Origin of the sequence: Micromonospora sp. M51, assembly GCF_018070305.1 — a bacterium.
GTDB classification, from domain to species: Bacteria; Actinomycetota; Actinomycetes; order Mycobacteriales; family Micromonosporaceae; genus Micromonospora; species Micromonospora parva.
Window position 1 is genome coordinate 1 of the sequence record NZ_JAGPXZ010001279.1, and the last position, 943, is coordinate 943.

Annotated in this window: 1 protein-coding gene; it reads left to right on the forward strand. The window is 74.3% G+C overall.

Going from position 1 to position 943, the window contains the following annotated elements; all coding sequences use genetic code 11:
- Positions 1-60: 60 nt before the first annotated feature.
- Positions 61-943, forward strand: an 883-nt coding sequence (locus KBX53_RS34275; RefSeq protein WP_309140922.1) for an adenylate/guanylate cyclase domain-containing protein, incomplete at its 3' end; no start/stop codon positions are given.

Below are 943 nucleotides of genomic sequence, written 5' to 3' on the forward strand. Positions count from 1 at the left end.
GGAGTATCTGGGCGTCGACACCGGGGAATCCCCGCCCGGGGTCAGTGGGTTGGAGCACATGTGACCTGCCCCGTGTGTGGAACCGTTGCCGTTCCCGGTGCGCGGTTCTGCCACAACTGTGGTGCCGCGCTGCCGGCCGCCGCCACGTTGCCGGCGGCCGAGCGTCGGGTGGTCACCGTGCTCTTCGGCGACCTCTCCGAGTTCACCTCCTGGTCGGAGGACCTCGACCCGGAACGCGTCGGCGCGGTCACCGACCGGGTGCTCGCCGCCCTCGCCGGTGCGGTGAAGACCTTCGGCGGGCACGTCGACAAGCTGACCGGTGACGGCATCATGGCGGTCTTCGGCGCCCCGGTGGCGCACGAGGACGACGCCGAACGCGCCGTGCGGGCCGCCCTGTCCATGCAGCGGGCCGTCCGCCGGGTGCTCGACGACGAGCGGGGCGGCGGCGCGCCGCTCGGGCTGCGGGTCGGGTTGAACACCGGCGACGTCATCGCGGGCATCCAGGCCGCCATCGAGTACACGGTCATCGGCGACACGGTGAACACCGCGGCCCGGCTCGCCGACGCCGCCGCGGTCGGAGCCGTCTACGCCGGCGGGCGGACCGCCGCGGCGACCAGGCACGTCTCCTCCTGGCGGGCGTTGCGCCCACTGCGGCTCAAGGGCAAGCGTGAACCGGTCGAGGCGTACGAGCTGTTGGGTCTGCTGGACGCGCCGGGCACCCGCTCGGGGCTCGGCGACGAGGCGCCGTACGTCGGCCGGGAGACGGAGATCGGTCGGGTCGCCGGCCGGCTCGCCGAGGTGATCGACCAGGGCGACCCACGGGTACTGCTGATGACCGCCGAGGCGGGTATCGGCAAGTCCCGGTTCGCCGCCGAGGTGGAGCGCCTCGCCGCCGGGTACGACGTCGGTGCCGGCCGGTACGCGGCGCACACCGGGGCCCGGG